The organism is Aquabacterium sp. (assembly GCF_041915145.1).
Lineage (GTDB): Bacteria > Pseudomonadota > Gammaproteobacteria > Burkholderiales > Burkholderiaceae_C > Aquabacterium.
On the sequence record NZ_JAYSBZ010000035.1, the window covers coordinates 1 to 16,410 of the forward strand.

At 64.4% G+C, this 16,410-nt stretch carries 11 protein-coding genes; 4 read left to right on the top strand and 7 right to left on the bottom strand.

Annotation, left to right across the window (positions count from 1 at the left end; genetic code table 11):
- A partial coding sequence (locus tag ACE3SS_RS08360) for a hotdog domain-containing protein (RefSeq protein WP_374592831.1) occupies window positions 1-243 on the top strand: 243 nt, incomplete at its 5' end.
- Between the two features lie 62 nt (window positions 244-305).
- On the opposite strand, the gene purL is transcribed toward ACE3SS_RS08360, so the two are convergent.
- A complete protein-coding gene (gene purL / locus ACE3SS_RS08365; RefSeq protein ID WP_374592881.1) occupies window positions 306-4,349 on the bottom strand; it encodes a phosphoribosylformylglycinamidine synthase in 4,044 nt (1,347 codons plus the stop codon).
- A 110-nt stretch (window positions 4,350-4,459) separates the two neighbouring features.
- Here purL and map point away from each other — a divergent pair, with 110 nt between their 5' ends.
- Window positions 4,460-5,263, top strand: coding sequence for a type I methionyl aminopeptidase (gene map, locus ACE3SS_RS08370; RefSeq protein ID WP_374592833.1), 804 nt, complete (start codon window positions 4,460-4,462; stop codon window positions 5,261-5,263).
- 26 nt (window positions 5,264-5,289) lie between these two features.
- The gene (locus ACE3SS_RS08375; protein ID WP_374592835.1) at window positions 5,290-7,920 is read left to right on the top strand and encodes a [protein-PII] uridylyltransferase; all 2,631 of its coding nucleotides are present in this window, start codon (window positions 5,290-5,292) and stop codon (window positions 7,918-7,920) included.
- Window positions 7,921-7,956: 36 nt separating this feature from the next.
- Here the strand turns inward: ACE3SS_RS08375 and ACE3SS_RS08380 are convergent, their stop codons facing one another.
- Window positions 7,957-8,160: a DUF465 domain-containing protein gene (locus tag ACE3SS_RS08380; protein ID WP_374592837.1), complete on the bottom strand. Its 204-nt coding sequence runs from the start codon at window positions 8,158-8,160 to the stop codon at window positions 7,957-7,959.
- A 96-nt stretch (window positions 8,161-8,256) separates the two neighbouring features.
- Here ACE3SS_RS08380 and ACE3SS_RS08385 point away from each other — a divergent pair, with 96 nt between their 5' ends.
- Window positions 8,257-9,060: a PP2C family serine/threonine-protein phosphatase gene (locus tag ACE3SS_RS08385; RefSeq protein ID WP_374592839.1), complete on the top strand. Its 804-nt coding sequence runs from the start codon at window positions 8,257-8,259 to the stop codon at window positions 9,058-9,060.
- 20 nt (window positions 9,061-9,080) lie between these two features.
- Here ACE3SS_RS08385 and zapE read toward each other — a convergent pair whose 3' ends face one another.
- The 5 genes from zapE to ACE3SS_RS08410 all read right to left on the bottom strand — a co-directional run bounded on the left by zapE (window position 9,081) and on the right by ACE3SS_RS08410 (window position 16,252).
- Window positions 9,081-10,181, bottom strand: coding sequence for a cell division protein ZapE (gene zapE / locus ACE3SS_RS08390; RefSeq protein WP_374592840.1), 1,101 nt, complete (start codon window positions 10,179-10,181; stop codon window positions 9,081-9,083).
- Between the two features lie 19 nt (window positions 10,182-10,200).
- Complete coding sequence (gene lpdA, locus ACE3SS_RS08395; protein WP_374592842.1) at window positions 10,201-11,631, bottom strand: dihydrolipoyl dehydrogenase; 1,431 nt, start codon at window positions 11,629-11,631, stop codon at window positions 10,201-10,203.
- A 15-nt stretch (window positions 11,632-11,646) separates the two neighbouring features.
- Window positions 11,647-11,985: a PspC domain-containing protein gene (locus ACE3SS_RS08400; protein WP_374592844.1), complete on the bottom strand. Its 339-nt coding sequence runs from the start codon at window positions 11,983-11,985 to the stop codon at window positions 11,647-11,649.
- Window positions 11,986-12,017: 32 nt separating this feature from the next.
- Entirely contained in the window at window positions 12,018-13,283 is a 1,266-nt protein-coding gene (odhB, locus tag ACE3SS_RS08405) for a 2-oxoglutarate dehydrogenase complex dihydrolipoyllysine-residue succinyltransferase (protein ID WP_374592846.1), read from the bottom strand.
- A 110-nt stretch (window positions 13,284-13,393) separates the two neighbouring features.
- A complete protein-coding gene (locus ACE3SS_RS08410; protein WP_374592848.1) occupies window positions 13,394-16,252 on the bottom strand; it encodes a 2-oxoglutarate dehydrogenase E1 component in 2,859 nt (952 codons plus the stop codon).
- Window positions 16,253-16,410: the final 158 nt, after the last annotated feature.

Below are 16,410 nucleotides of genomic sequence, written 5' to 3' on the forward strand. Positions count from 1 at the left end.
GCGGCGGTGCTGCATCTGGCGGCCATTGCTGAAGTCGACCCCTACACGGGCCAGGCACCCCGGGGTGTGGACTTCTCGATCGACTACCTGCGCTCGGCCAAGCCGATCGACACCTACGCCGGCTGCACCACCATCCGCATGGGCGCCCGGGTGGCGTTGGTGCAAATCAGCCTGTGGCAAGACGAACCGGCGCGCCCGGTTGCCTTGGCACGAGCCCACATGCTGCTGCCCAAAACCGCCTGACGACTGCCGACGAGCCCGGCCTCACGGCCTGAGCCCGCACACATCCGGCAGCCTTCAGCCGATCAACCCACCCACTTGCGTGCGTTGCGGAACATCCGCAACCACGGGCTGGCCTGGGCGACGTCGCCACTCGTCCAGCTCATCTGCACGTTGCGGAACACCCGCTCGGGGTGCGGCATCATGGCCGTGAAGCGGCCATCCGCCGTGGTCACCGCCGTCAAGCCACCCGGGCTGCCGTTCGGGTTGAACGGATACACCTCGGTCGGTTGACCGGCGTTGTCCACATAGCGCGCTGCGCGTTGCACCGCTTGCGCATCACCGCGCTGCGAGAAGTCGGCAAGACCTTCGCCGTGCGACACCGCAATCGGCATGCGGCTGCCGGCCATGCCGGCGAAGAACACCGACGGGCTTTCGAGCACCTCGACCAGGCTCAGGCGCGCCTCGAACTGCTCGCTCTTGTTGCGCGTGAACTTGGGCCAGGCTTGTGCACCCGGGATGATCGGGCTCAGCGCGGCCAGCATCTGGCAGCCGTTGCACACGCCCAGCGTGAACGTGTCGGCGCGCTTGAAGAAGGCGTCGAAGCCGTCTGTCAGGGCTTGGTTGAACATGATGGAGCGCGCCCAGCCCTCGCCCGCGCCGAGCGTGTCGCCGTAGCTGAAACCGCCGCAAGCCACGAGCCCCTGGAACTGAGCCAGATTGGCACGCCCGGCCTGCAAGTCGCTCATGTGGACGTCAAAGGTGTCGAAGCCCGCCTTGGCCATCGCGTAGGCCATTTCGAGGTGCGAGTTCACGCCCTGCTCGCGCAGGATCGCCACCTTGGGTTTGGCCAGGTTGACGAACGGCGCGGCCACGTCTTCGGTCGGATCAAAGGTGAGCTGCAGGTGCAAACCGGGGTCGTTCGGCGCACCGGCCGCCGCATGTTCGGCATCGGCACACGCGGGGTTGTCGCGCAGTTGCGCGATGCGCCACGACACGTCGTCCCAGGCCTTGTGCAGCGCTTCGAGCGGCGCATTCAGGATGGCCTTGGTATCGCGCCACACCTCGACGGTGCCGCGCGTGTTGGGCTTGCCGATCACGTGGCTGTGCTTTGACAGGCCGTGCTCGCGCAGCGTCTGCATCACCGCGTCGCGGGCCTCGGTGGGCACCTGGATGACGGCGCCGAGCTCTTCGGCAAACAAGGCCTTGAGCGTCAGTTCATGACGGCGCTCGCTCACCTGGGCGGCCCAGTTCTTGGCATCGCCCGCATCCATGCGGCTGTCGTTGATGCCATCGCCTTCGAGCACCAGCATGTCCACGTTGAGCGACACACCCACGTGGCCGGCGAAGGCCATTTCGCACGCTGCTGCCCACAAGCCGCCGTCAGCGCGGTCGTGGTAGGCCAGCAGTTGGCCCTTGGCGCGCAAGGTATTGATGGCGTTGACCAGCTCCTTGAGCAGCACAGCGTCGTCCAGATCGGGCACGCGGTCGCCATACTGGTTGAGCGTCTGCGCCAGGATGGAGCCGCCCAGGCGGTTCTGGCTACGGCCCAGGTCGATCAGGATCAGGCTGGTGTCGCCGGCATCGGTGCGCAGTTGCGGCGTCAGCGTGCCGCGCACATCGGGCAGCGTGGCAAACGCCGTGACGATGAGCGACACCGGCGCCGTCACCTGCTTGGTCTGACCGTTGTCGGACCAGCGCGTCCGCATCGAGAGGCTGTCCTTGCCCACCGGCACCGACACGCCCAACGCGGGGCACAGCTCCATGCCCACGGCGCGCACGGTGTCGTACAAGGCCGCGTCTTCGCCCGGCTCGCCGCAAGCGGCCATCCAGTTGCACGACAGCTTCACGCGCGCCAGCTCGATCGGCGCGGCCAGCAGGTTGGTGATGGCCTCGGCCACGGCCATGCGCCCCGATGCGGGGCCATCGACCACCGCCAGCGGCGTGCGCTCGCCCATGGCCATGGCTTCGCCGCCCAGGCCGGCGTAATCGGCCAGCGACACGGCCGCGTCGGCCACGGGCACCTGCCACGGGCCGACCATCTGGTCGCGGTGGCTCAAGCCGCCCACGGTGCGGTCGCCAATGGTGATCAGAAAGCGCTTGCTGGCCACGGTGGGGTGACGCAGCACGTCGAATGCAGCCTGCTCCAGCTTCACATCGGCCAGATTCAGCGCGGGCACATCGCGGGCCACGCGCTGCACGTCGCGCTGCATGCGCGGCGGCTTGCCGAGCAGCACGTCCATCGGCATGTCGATCGGCGTGCCGTGCGGGCCCAGGCCATCGGGGCCGTCTTCGAGCACCAGTTGCAGCGCCTCGGTCGCCACGCCCACCACGGCGAACGGGCAACGCTCGCGGTCGGCCATCGAGCGGAACAGCTCCAGGCTGCTCGGGGCAATGGCCAGCACGTAGCGCTCCTGGCTCTCGTTGCACCAGATTTCTTTCGGGGCCAGGCCGCCTTCTTCGAGCGGCACCTTGCTCAGGTCGAAACGCGCGCCGCGGTTGGCGCCGTCCACCAGTTCGGGGAAGGCATTGCTGATGCCGCCCGCGCCCACGTCGTGGATCGCCAGGATGGGGTTGTCAGTACCCAGCGTCCAGCAATGGTTGATGACCTCCTGCGCGCGGCGTTGGATCTCCGGGTTGCCACGTTGCACCGAATCAAAGTCCAGCTCGGCTGCGTTGGTGCCGGCGGCCATCGAGCTCGCCGCACCACCGCCCATGCCGATGCGCATGCCGGGGCCGCCCAACTGGATCAACAGCGTGCCGGCCGGAAAGACGACCTTGTGCGTCTGCCCATCGGCAATCGAGCCCAAGCCGCCCGCGATCATGATCGGCTTGTGATAACCACGGCGCTCGCTGGCCCCGCTGGTTTGCGTCACGGTCTGCTCGTAGACGCGGAAGTAGCCCGCCAGGTTGGGGCGACCGAATTCGTTGTTGAACGCCGCGCCACCCAGCGGGCCATCGATCATGATCTGCAACGGGCTGGCGATGTGCTCGGGCTTGCCGTAGCCGTTCTGCTCCCACGGCTCATTCGTGCCCGGCAAGTTGAGGTTGGACACCGAGAAGCCGGTCAACCCGACCTTGGGCTTGGAGCCTCGACCGGTGGCGCCTTCGTCGCGAATTTCGCCGCCCGCGCCGGTCGAAGCGCCGGGGTACGGCGAGATCGCCGTGGGGTGGTTGTGCGTCTCCACCTTCATCAGCACGTGAGACTGCTCAGGGCGCCCCACGTAGCGCGGCGCGCTGCCGTCTTGCGCCAAATGCGCCTCGGGCTGCCAACGCTCGATGGCGAGGCCATCCATCACGGCAGCGTTGTCCGAGTAGGCCACCACGGTGTGCTGCGGACTGAGCTTTTCGGTGTTGCGAATCATGCCAAACATCGACAGCGGCTGGTCTTGCCCGTCGATCTTGAAATCGGCGTTGAAGATCTTGTGGCGGCAGTGCTCGCTGTTGGCCTGCGCGAACATCATCAGCTCGACGTCAGTCGGGTTGCGCTTGAGCTGGGTGAAAGCATTGACGAGGTAGTCGATCTCGTCGCCGGACAAGGCCAAGCCGAAGCTCACGTTGGCGGCCTCCAGGGCTTGACGGCCTTGGCCGAGCACATCGACGCTTTCCATCGGCTTCTCGTCGAGCTCGACGAACAGCTGCGCGGCGGCCTGACGATCGAGTACCACGCTCTCGGTCATGCGATCGTGCAGCAACGCGGCGACGGCCAGACGCTCGTCGTCGGTCAGCGGTTTCGGGCCACCGGTCAGGTTGCCAATCAGGCCGCTTTTCAGCGTCAAGCGGTATTCCGTCACGCGTTCGACGCGTTTGATGCCGAGACCGCAGTTGTGGGCAATGTCCGTTGCCTTCGATGCCCAGGGCGAAACCGTGCCGAACCGGGGGGTGACCACCACGAGTTCGCCCTCCGCCGAGCCGGTGTACGGGTCGCCATACGTCAGCAGCGCGGCCAGCTTCTCGCGCTGATCGGCCGGCAGCGGCCGTTCGCACCACACCCAATGCACATGACGAGCCTGAATCGTGCTCACTCGAGGCGCGATGGCCTGAACCTTGGCCAGCAGCGCCGGCGCACGGAAGTCGGACAAGGCGTTGCCGCCCAGGAAGCAAAAAATATCGGGGGTGCGATGGGTCACGTCGTGGAGCTCGTGCGTGGAGGGGTGAAGCGTGGGCACGCCGGTTCAGCCGTCAGGGCCAAAACCCGCAAACCGTTGATTTTAAAGGGTGGATGACATAATCCGGCGCCATGACTATCACGATCAAGACCGGAGCCGAAATCGACGGCATGCGCCAGGCCTGCCGCCTGGCGTCCGAGGTGCTCGACTACCTAACCCCGCACATCAAGCCCGGCATCACCACCAACGAAATCGACCGCCTGGCGCACGATTACATGGTCAATGTGCAAGGCTGCATCCCGGCTCCGCTGAACTATGCGCCCTCGGGCTACGCGCCCTACCCGAAATCCATCTGCACCTCGGTCAACCACCAGATCTGTCACGGCATCCCGAGCGACAAGGCCTTGAAGAACGGCGATATCGTCAATATCGACATCACCGTCATCAAAGATGGCTGGCATGGTGACACGAGCCGCATGTTCATCGCCGGCGAAGGCTCCATCGCAGCCAAGCGACTGTGCAATCTGACCTACGAAGCCATGTGGAAGGGCATCGCCAAGGTCAAGCCTGGCGCGCGTCTGGGCGACGTCGGCCACGCCATCCAGACCTTTGTCGAAAACGCCGGCTTCTCGGTGGTGCGCGAGTTCTGCGGCCACGGCATCGGCCTGAAGTTCCACGAAGAGCCGCAGGTGCTGCACTACGGCCGCCCCGGCACCGCCGAAGAACTGGTGCCCGGCATGACCTTCACCATCGAGCCGATGGTCAACGCCGGCAAGCGCGATATCAAGCAACTGGGCGACGGCTGGACCATCGTGACCAAAGATCACTCGCTTTCGGCCCAGTGGGAGCACACCGTGCTCGTCACCGAAACGGGCTACGAGGTGCTGACCTTGTCAGCCGGCAGCCCGCAGCCGCCCGCGTTCATCACGGGCTGACCCCGCTTCGATCAGCCCCTGCCTGCATGCCACCGCTCGCCACCCAATCCCACTCGCCCTCCGCCCCCCTGACCCTCGCGCAGTTGCGACAGCAATTTCGCGAAGGCAAAACCTCGCTGATCGACGCCTTCGCGCAAGCCCGACCAACCGTGCCGGCCGCCGTTCGCATGCTGCGCGCAACGGCTCGTCACGTCGATCAAGCGCTGACCCAGCTCTGGAACCAGTCGCACATGCCGCGCGGCCTGGCGCTGGCGGCGGTGGGCGGCTACGGGCGCGGCGAGCTCTTCCCCTACTCGGATGTCGACGTCCTGATCCTGCTGCCCGAAGGCATCAATCTCGACGCCGCCGAGCACGAACCCATCAAGTCCGCCCTCGAAGGCTTCATCGCGGGGTGCTGGGACATCGGCCTGGAAATCGGCTCCAGTGTGCGAACGGTGGCCGAATGCGCCGAAGAAGCACAACGCGATGTGACCATCCAGACGGCGATGCTCGAAGCGCGGTTTGTCTGCGGCACCCGCACACGCTTCACCGAGTTCGAGCGCGCCACCAGCGAGGTGCTGGACGCACGGGCGTTCTTGCGCGCCAAGACGCTGGAGATGCGCCAGCGCCACACCAAATACGAAGACACGCCCTACTCGCTGGAGCCCAACTGCAAAGAAAGCCCCGGCGGTTTGCGCGACCTGCAAGTCGTGCTCTGGGTGGCGCGGGCCGCCGGGCTGGGGCGCAACTGGCGCGAGCTGTCGGCCAAGGGCTTGCTGACGCCCTTCGAGGCCAAGCAGCTCGAAATCAATGAAGGCCTGCTCAAGCTGATTCGGGCGCGTCTGCACATCGTCGCCAAGCGCCGCGAAGACCGTCTGATCTTCGACCTGCAGACGGCCGTGGCCGAGTCCTTCGGCTACCAGCACACCAAGGAGCAACGCGCCTCGGAAGTGCTGATGCGGCGCTACTACTGGGCCGCCAAGGCGGTGTCCCAGCTGAATCAGATCCTGATGCTCAACGTCGAGGAGCAGATCGAAGGCTCGCACGAGGCGCCGATGCGCCCGATTTCCGACAAGTTCCTCGATCGCTCGGGCATGCTCGAAGTGGCGAGCGACGACCTCTATCAGCGCGACCAGCACGCCATCCTCGAAACCTTCCTGGTCTTCGAGCAGTCCGACATGCGCGGGCTCTCGGCCCGCACCCTGCGCGCGCTCTACAACGCCCGCAACCTGATGAACAGCGCCTTCCGCCGCGACCCGCGCAACCGCGAGCTGTTCATGCAGATCATTCAACAACCGCAAGGCCTGACGCGGGCCATGCGGCTGATGAACCAGACCAGCGTGCTGGGCCGCTACCTGTGGGTGTTCCGCCGCATCGTCGGGCAGATGCAGCACGATCTGTTTCACGTCTACACGGTCGATCAGCACATCCTGATGGTGCTGCGCAATGTGCGCCGCTTCTTCATCCCGGAGCACGCGCACGAGTACCCGTTCTGCTCGCAACTGGCCTCGCAATGGGAGCGCCCCTGGACGCTCTACCTCGCCGCGCTGTTCCATGACGTGGCCAAGGGCCGCGGCGGCGATCACTCCGATCTGGGCGCCGTCGAAGTGCGTCGCTTCTGCCGCGACCACGGCATCTCGCGAGACGACACGCGCGAGATCGAGTTTCTGGTGCGCGAGCACCTCACCATGTCGCGCGTGGCGCAAAAAGAAGACCTCAGCGACCCCGACGTGATCGAAGCCTTCGCCAAGAAGATGGGCTCGGAGCGCGCGCTGACCGGCCTCTACCTGCTCACGGTCGCCGACATCCGCGGCACCAGCCCCAAGGTCTGGAACGCCTGGAAGGGCAAACTGCTTGAAGACCTCTACCGGCTGACCCTGCGGGCCATGGGTGGCGCCAAGCCGCACATCGACGCCGAAATCGAAAGCCGCAAGCAGGAAGCGCGCAAGACCCTGGCGCTCTATTCGCTGCTGCCCGGCACCGAAACCGCGCTGTGGGACACGCTCGACCTGAGCTACTTCGCCCGCCATGACGCCGCCGACATCGCCTGGCATGCACGCTCGCTGTTTCGCCACGTACAAAACACCGCCCCGGTTGTGCGCGCCCGACTGTCACCCATCGGCGAAGGGCTGCAGGTGCTCGTCTATTCACCCGATCGCCCTGACCTGTTCGCCCGCATCTGCGGCTTCTTCGACGGCGGCGGCTACAACATTCTCGACGCGAAGATCCACACCACCCGAGCCGGCTACGCGCTGGACACCTTCCAGGTCACCACCCCGCTGGTGGGGCCGCATTACCGCGACCTCATCACGCTGGTCGAAACACAACTGGCCAACGCCCTGGCCTCCAGCGGCGACCTGCCCGGCCCGTCGCGAGGCCGTGTCTCACGACGAGTGAAGTCTTTCCCGATCACGCCACGCATCAGCTTGCGCCCCGACGAACGGGCACAGCGCTGGCTGCTCAGCATTTCAACCAGCGACCGCTCGGGTCTGCTGTATTCGATCGCCCTGGTGCTCGGGCGTCACAAGATCAACCTGCAACTGGCCAAGATCACGACGCTCGGCGAGCGGGTCGAAGATACCTTCTTGATCGACGGCCCGGAGCTGCGGCAAGACCGCTCGCAACTGGCCATCGAAACCGAGTTGCTCGACGCCATCAGCCCACGATCGAGTGGCTGACCAACAAACCTCGCCAAGCCACGACTCGCTCTCCGATCAAGCAGGGTCTTTGGGCCCCAGCACCAGTTCGAGCGCGGCGATCTGATCTCGCAACAGCAGGCGGCGCTTTTTCAGGCGCCGCAAGACGAGCTCGTCCGACGGCGTTTGTTCGCCTGCGTGGTCGATCATGCTGTCCAGATCAGCGTGCTCCATGCGAAGCTCGATCAGGCGTCGCTGCGGAGAATGCAGGTTGTCATCCATCAAAGTGACGTCTCGGTCCCATTCCGGGAAAACAAGGGCTTCGCAGCTCGAATTTAGTGCCGCCCCGAAGGCGAACAGAGATTATAGTTTTCGACCATGAGCGCGTCATCACAAGGTTTTCGCCTGAACGCTGTCACCGGCATCCACCGCGGCGACCGTGCCTACCAACAAGATCAAGTCGAGATCCTGCCCCACGAGCGGGTACCGGGCTGCGTGCTCGGCATCGTGGCTGATGGCATGGGTGGCAAGAGCGGAGGTCGCAAGGCTGCCGATCAGGTCGTGATGACGGCCAAGCAGGTGTTCGAGCGCTACGTGCCCAGTCAGGACAACCCGGTCGAACTGCTTCAGCGACTTGTCGAAGAGGCCCACCTGATGATCAAGCTGACGGCCATCTCGTCTGAAGAAGAGCCGCACAGCACCGTCGCCTGCTTTCTGATCAACCCCGATCGCAGCTGCGAGATCGTGCACGCGGGCGACTCCCGGGTCTACCACTTCCGTGGCGCCGAGATGGTCAGCCGCACCATCGATCACTCGTTCGTGCAGCGTCTGGTCAACGAAGGCCAACTCACCGAGGAAGAAGCCAACAACCACCCGCAGTCCAACCTGCTCACGGGTTGTCTGGGCACGCAACAAGACCCGCCACTGACACAGGGCCACATTGACTACCTGGAGGTCGGCGACACGCTGCTCGCCTGCAGTGACGGCCTGTGGCACTACTTCACGCCCAAGGAACTGGGCGCGATCGTGCACACGCTCTCACCTCGCGAAGCCAGCGAAATGCTGATCTCGAAAGCCCGCAACCGGGCTCGCGGCGGTGGTGACAACCTGTCACTGGCGTTGGTCAAGGTTGAAGAGCTCCTGAAAGAAGCCCCCCGGTTCGACCCGTCACGCTTCCGCTGATCCAGCGATTCGCTAATCGCTCAGGTCAGCGAGGTGTCCACCTCGCGGTGCGCCAAGGACAAGAACTCTTTCGACTGCATCTCGTTGAGCCGAGACACCGTGCGCGGGAATTCATGCGCCAAGGGCCCTTCGAGATACAGCTGCTCGGGCGACACCTCGGCCGACATCACCAGCTTGACGCGCCGGTCGTACAGCACATCGACCAGCCAGGTGAAACGGCGCGCTTCCGACGCCAACCTCGGTGGCATCTGCGGCACGTCCGACAGCAACACCGTGTGGAACTGCTGAGCCAGTTCCAGGTAATCGTTCTGCGAGCGCGGACCGCCGCACAAGGTCTTGAAGTCGAACCACACCACCCCCGCCGCACGGCGCCGCGCCTGCAAAACGCGGTGCTCGATGTTCAGCGTCGGGTTCTCGTCTTTCGCCTCGGCCAGTTGATCGAAAACCGCCGTCATCTCGGCATCAGCCTGCACCCCCAGCGGCGTGTGATACAGCTTGACCTGTTCGAGCGTGCGGCTGCGGTAGTCCGTGCCGTTGTCCACGTTGATCACTTCGAGCTGCGATTTCAGCAACTCGATGGCCGGCAGGATGCGATCGCGGTGCAGCCCGTTCGGGTACAGCTCGTCGGGGTGAAAGTTCGACGTGGTGACGATGCTCACCCGGTTGGCGAACAAGGCCTCGAGCAAGCGATGCAGGATCATCGCGTCGGTCACGTCGGCCACGTGGAACTCGTCGAAGCAGATGAGGCGATGCCGGCGCGAGATGCGCTTGCCCAGCTCTTCGAGCGGGTTGACCACGCCTTTCAAGTCCTGCAACTGCCGATGCACCTCGCGCATGAACTCGTGGAAGTGCAAGCGCGTTTTACGCTGCAGCGGCACGGCATTGAAAAAGCAGTCCATCAGGAAGCTCTTGCCGCGCCCCACGCCCCCATACATGTAGACGCCACGCGGCAGCGGCGGAAAGCGCAGCGCCTTGGTGATGGCATTGGAGCGCCGCGCCTTGTACGCAACCCACTCATCTTGGCAGCGCTGCAACGCGGCAATGGCCCGCAATTGCGCCGGATCGCTCGCGTAGCCGCGCTCCGCCAGACTGATTTCGTACAGCTCGGTAACCGTGGGCATGACCAACTACAAGGTCTGCTCAGAAGTTCAAGGTGCGCTTGTCCACGGCCAGGGCCGCTTCCTTGGTCGCCTCGGACAACGACGGATGCGCGTGGCAGATACGCGCGATGTCTTCAGCGCTGGCCTTGAACTCCATCGCGACAACTGCTTCAGCGATCAGCTCGGATGCGAACGGCCCAACGATGTGCACACCCAGGATCTCATCCGTCTTGGCATCGGCCAGGAACTTCACGAAACCGGTGGTGTCGCCCAGTGCACGAGCGCGGCCGTTCGCCATGAACGGGAACGAACCCGCCTTGTAGGCACGCCCCTCGGCCTTGAGCTGCTGCTCGGTCTGGCCGACCCAGGCAATCTCGGGCGAGGTGTAAATGACCCACGGGATGGTGTTGAAGTTGACGTGCCCGTGCTGCCCCGCGATGCGCTCGGCCACGGCCACGCCTTCTTCTTCGGCCTTGTGAGCGAGCATCGGGCCGCGCACCACGTCGCCCACCGCCCACACGTTGGGCAGGTTGGTCTTGCAATCGCCATCGACCACGATGGCGCCGCGCTCGTCGAGCTTCAGTCCCACCGCATCGGCGTTCAAACCATTGGTGTTGGGCACGCGGCCGATGCTGACGATGAGCTTGTCCACCTCCAGCGTCTGGGCACCGCCCTTGGCATCGGTGTAGGCCACGCTGACGCCCTTCTTGGCGGGCTTCTTGATCTCGCCGATCTTCACCCCCAGCTCGATCTTCAGGCCCTGCTTGGCAAACGCCTTGCCGGCTTCCTTGGCGACCTGCTCATCGACTGCCGCCAGGAAGGTCGGCAGTGCCTCGAGCACGGTGACTTCGCTGCCCAGGCGACGCCACACCGAACCCATTTCGAGACCGATCACGCCCGAGCCGATCACGCCCAATTTCTTGGGCACCTCGCCAATGCGCAAGGCACCGTCGTTGGACAGGATGCGTTCTTCGTCGAACTCGGCGCCCGGCAAGGCGCGAGCGTTCGAGCCGGTGGCCACGATGATGTGCTTGCCCACGAGGCTCTCGTTGGCGGCACCCGCCACGGCAATCTCGTAACCGCCTTCCGACGCCTTCACAAACGAACCACGACCATGGAAGAACGTCACCTTGTTCTTCTTGAACAGGTACAGGATGCCGTCGTTGTTCTGCTTCACGACGGTGTCCTTGCGGCCGATCATCTTGGCCACGTCGATGCTCAGGCCCTTGACGCCAATGCCGTGGTCGGCAAAGTGGTGCGCGGCCTGCTCGTAGTGCTCGCTCGATTGCAGCAGCGCCTTCGACGGGATGCAGCCGACGTTGGTGCAGGTGCCGCCCGGCGCCGGGCCGCCTTGGGCGTTCTTCCAGTCGTCGATACAGGCCGTATTGAAGCCCAGTTGGGCGGCGCGAATGGCCGCGATGTAGCCGCCAGGGCCGCCGCCGATGACGATGACGTCGAATTGTTTGGACATGATGAACTCGTTGAATCAGAGGGCCGTGGCGTCTTCTTCAGGCACGAAGATCCACAGCAGGATGTAGAACAACAGCCCCGTTCCCCAGAACAGGAACAGGAAAGCAAAACCCAGGCGCCAGATCCAGGGCTCGACGTTGGTGTGCCGTGCGATGCCGCCGCACACGCCGCCCAGCCAGCGCTCGGTGCGCGAGCGCCGCAGTCGGCTGATGGAGTTGTCGCCCAACGAAGCCGATGCCGATACGGTCGAACCAGGCTCCAGCAAGCGCGCCTTGGCCCGCTGGAATTCATCCTCGGTCAGTGCGCCCTGCTGACGCAGATCGGCCAGACGTTGCAACTCATCAGACAAGGCCATGGCAGGCTCCCTCGGGGCTGGCGGGTGCAGACTCAGATGTCGAACAGCAGGCGCGCCGGATCTTCGAGCGCTTCCTTCATCGCCACCAGACCCAGCACGGCTTCACGGCCGTCGATGATGCGGTGGTCGTAGGACATCGCCAGATAGTTCATCGGGCGCACCACCACCTGGCCGTTCTCGACCACGGCGCGGTCCTTCGTGGCATGCACGCCCAGGATGGCCGACTGCGGCGGGTTGATGATGGGCGTGGACAGCATCGAGCCGAACACGCCGCCGTTCGAGATCGAGAACGTGCCGCCGGTGAGCTCTTCGAGGCTCAGCTTGCCGTCCTTGGCCTTGTTGCCGAACTCAGCGATCTTCTTTTCGATCTCCGAGAACGTCATCTGATCGACGTTGCGCAGCACCGGCACCACCAGGCCGCGCGGCGAGCCGACGGCCACGCCGATGTCGAAGTAGCCGTGGTAGACGATGTCGTTGCCGTCCACCGAGGCGTTCAAGACCGGGTACTTCTTGAGCGCATGCACCGCCGCCTTGACGAAGAAGCTCATGAAGCCCAGCTTCACGCCGTGCTCCTTCTCGAACTTCTCCTGGAAGCGCTTGCGCATCTCCATCACCGGAGCCATGTTGACCTCGTTGAAGGTGGTCAGGATGGCGTTGCTGGCTTGCGACTGCAGCAGGCGCTCGGCCACGCGGGCGCGCAGGCGGCTCATCGGGACGCGTTGCTCCGGACGATCGTCCAGATTGACCAGCGGCGACAGCGGAGCCTGCACGGCGGGCAAGGCCTTGGCCACGACCGGAGCCGGGATCGCTGACGGGGCCGCCGCCGGCTTGGCTCCTCCGGCGATCGCGCCCAGCACGTCACCCTTGGTCACGCGGCCGTCCTTGCCGGTACCCGCTACTTGCGCCGTGGTGAGATTGTTGTCGGCCAGCAGCTTGGCGGCGGCCGGCATGGCCACGTCGCCCTTGCCCCCGCCGGCTGCTGCCGGTGCGGCCGCGGGAGCCGGTGCTGCCGCAGCAACGGGTGCGACAGCAGACGTAGCAACCGCACCCGCCGACGCTTCGGTATCAATCTTGGCGATGAGCTGGTCGGACGTGACCGTGCCGCCGTCACCCACCACGATCTCGGTGATCACGCCGGCCGATGGCGCCGGCACTTCGAGCACGACCTTGTCGGTCTCGACTTCGATCAGGATTTCGTCAACGGCGACAGCTTCGCCGGTTTTTTTCTTCCACTGCAACAACGTGGCTTCCGCCACGGATTCAGACAGTTGCGGGACTTTGACTTCGATGATGGCCATGAGAATTTCTCCGTGTTCTTGTGCAGGATCGTTTGCCGCCCGAGTCGCTGGAGGAGCCTTTTCGACCGCCCCCCAGCTCGCAGTGATCGCGGCGACGTGTCCGCGATAACTTATTTCGACAGAACGAACCCTTTGAGCTTGGCGAACGCCTGATCCAGCAGCGCCTTTTGCTGCTCCTGGTGCAGGTGCGCGTAGCCCACGGCAGGCGAGGCCGACGCCGGACGACCGGCATACCCCAGCTTCTGCCCTTCGTACAGGTTCTCGTGGATGTAGTGCTGCACGAAGAACCAGGCGCCCTGGTTCTGCGGCTCGTCCTGACACCACACCAGTTCGGTCACGTTCGGGTACTTCTTCAACTCGGCCGCGAAGGCCTTGTGCGGGAACGGATAGAGCTGTTCGACACGAATCACGGCCACATCGCTGACCTTCTTTTCCTCGCGTTTCTTGATGAGGTCGTAATACACCTTGCCCGAGCACACGACCAGGCGTTTGACCTTGGCTGCTTCGATGTCCGCATTGGTCTCGGGAATCACGGTCAAGAACTCTCCCCGCGTGAAGTCGTTCAGCGACGAGGTGGCGTCCTTGTTGCGCAGCAGCGACTTGGGCGTCATGATGACCAGCGGCTTGCGGAAGGCCCGCACCATCTGGCGACGCAGCACGTGGAAGATCTGGCTGGCGTTGGTGGGCTGGCAGATCTGCATGTTGTTGTCGGCAGCCAGTTGCATGAAGCGCTCAAGACGAGCAGACGAGTGCTCGGGGCCCTGGCCTTCATAACCGTGGGGCAGCATCATGACCAAGCCATTCACGCGGCCCCACTTCACTTCACCCGAGGCGATGAACTGGTCGATCACCACCTGGGCGCCATTGGCGAAGTCGCCGAATTGAGCTTCCCAGATCACCAGGGTGTTCGGGTCGGCCGACGCGTAGCCGTACTCGAAGCCCAGCACAGCCTCTTCGGACAGGATCGAGTCGATCACGACATACGGTGCCTGGCCCTCGGCCACGTTCTGCAGCGGAATGTAGGTACCGATGTCCCATTTTTCGCGGTTCTGATCGTGCAGCACCGAGTGGCGGTGGGTGAAGGTGCCGCGGCCGCAGTCCTCGCCTGACAAGCGCACCGGGTAGCCACTGGCCACCAGCGAGGCAAAGGCCATGTGTTCGCCCATGCCCCAGTCCACGGGGATCTCGCCCCGGCCCATGGCCGCGCGATCAGACAACACTTTTTCGACGAGCGAATGCGGCTTGAAGCCATTCGGCACCGTGGCGATGCGCTCGGCCAAACGCTTGAACTCGGCCAGCGGCAAGGCGGTGTCGGCGGAGTCCGTCCATTTCTTGCCCAGGAAGGCGGACCAGTCGATGGCGTACTTGCTCTTGTGGTTGGTCAGCACCGGGTCGACCGTGTGCTTGCCCGCGTCCATGGCGGCGCGGTATTCCTTGACCATCTGGTCGGGCACATCGGCAGCAACCGTGCCTTGCGCCACCAGCTTGTCGCCATAGACCTTGCGGGTGCCAGGGTGCTGCCCGATCTTCTTGTACATCAGCGGCTGGGTCAGCGAGGGGGTGTCCTGCTCGTTGTGACCCAGCTTGCGGAAGCAGACGATGTCGACCACCACGTCCTTGTTGAACTCTTGCCGATAGTCGAGCGCCAGCTGCGTGCACAACACCACGGCCTCGGGGTCGTCGCCGTTCACATGCAGCACCGGCGCCTCGATCATCTTGACCACATCCGAGCAATACAGCGTCGAGCGGCTGTCGCGGGGGTCGGAAGTGGTGAACCCGATCTGGTTGTTGATCACGATGTGCACCGTGCCACCCGTGTAGTAGCCACGGGTCTGGGCCAGCGCCAGCGTCTCCATCACCACGCCCTGCCCGGCAAACGCGGCGTCGCCGTGCACCAGCACCGGCAACACCTGATCGCCTTCGTAGTCGCCACGACGATCCAGGCGGGCTTTCACCGAACCTTCGACCACCGGGTTGACGATCTCCAGGTGCGACGGGTTGAATGACAAGCTCAAGTGCACCGGGCCGCCAGGGGTGGACACGTCGCTCGAAAAGCCTTGGTGGTACTTCACGTCACCCGACGGCAGGTTCTCGGGTGCGGTGTGATCGAACTCCGAGAACAGATCACCCGGAGCCTTGCCCAGCGTGTTCACGAGCACATTAAGGCGGCCGCGGTGGGCCATGCCGATCACGAACTCCTGCACGCCACGCTCGCCGCCGCGCTGGATCAGCTCGTCCATCGCCGCGATGAAGCTCTCGCCACCTTCGAGCGAGAAGCGCTTCTGGCCGACGTATTTGGTGTGCAGGTAACGCTCGAGGCCCTCGGCGGCGGTCAGGCGACCGAGGATGTGCTTTTTCTTCTCGGCGGAAAAGGTGGGTTTGGAGCGGACGCTCTCCAGCCGCTGCTGCCACCAGCGCTTTTCAGCCGGGTCGGTGATGTGCATGTATTCAGCGCCCACCGAACCGCAATAGGTGTCGCGCAGCGCCTGCAGGATCTCCCGCAGGGTCATGTGCTCGGTGGTGGTGAAGTATGTGTTCGTGGCGCTGAACGTGATGTCCATGTCGGACTCGGTCAGGTCGTAGAACGTCGGCTCCAGTTCGGGAATCTTGGGGCGCTCTTGGCGCTTGAGCGGATCGAGATCGGCCCAGCGAGAGCCCAGGAAGCGATAGGCAGCAATCAGTGATTGAACGTGGACCTGCTTGCGTGCGACGGCAAGATCGGTGCTGCTGGTCTTGACGGCGAAAGCATTGGCCTTGGCGCGCTGCGCGAAGGATTCGACGACCGGCGCGTGGGCCACGTCGCGCGCTTCGGAGCCATCGGTGGCCGGGACGTTTTGCAGCGCGTCGAAATAGGCGCGCCAGTTGTCGGGCACCGAGCCCGGATTGTCGAGGTAGGCCTCGTACAACTCTTCGACGTAGGGCGCATTGCCCCCGAACAGGTAAGAGTTGGACCTGTATTGCTGCATCATTTCGCTCACCTTTGCCCTGGTCTGCAGAGCTGTTGGCTGGTTGGTAAACCTTCCGCGACACGGCTTGACCGGTTGGCGGATTGCGACCCGCCTTACTGCTTGTGAATCACAAAAGGCGACGGGAAGGGACTGAATGGGGATCCGGCGGTCAATGTAAC